Genomic DNA, 304 nt, shown 5'->3' on the forward strand with positions numbered 1-304 from the left:
CGCAGCGCTCCCTCAGCTATTCGCCCCTATTCCAGGTGATGCTGTCGTTGCAGAACAATGAAGAGGAAAGCGGTTCGCTGCCTGGCCTGACGGTGTCGTCGCTGGCCACGCAGCAGCACACGGCGCAGTTCGACCTGATGCTGAACGTGGAAGAGGACGAGGACGGCCTGCAGCTCAGTTGGGAATACAGCACCGACCTGTTCGATGCGTCCACGGTGGCGCGCATGGCGGACAGTTTCGCCTGTTTGCTGGATGGCGCCCTGACGAATCCGCAGCGCGCACTCGATACTTTGCCGCTGATGGG

General features: G+C 61.8%; 1 protein-coding gene. It reads left to right on the forward strand.

Features of this window, described 5'->3' with window-relative positions:
* On the forward strand, window positions 1-304 hold a 304-nt coding region (locus SJI03_RS28910; RefSeq protein WP_322429475.1), incomplete at both ends, for a condensation domain-containing protein.

The sequence above is a fragment of the Janthinobacterium sp. GMG1 genome, assembly GCF_034427795.1.
Taxonomy (GTDB): domain Bacteria; phylum Pseudomonadota; class Gammaproteobacteria; order Burkholderiales; family Burkholderiaceae_D; genus Janthinobacterium.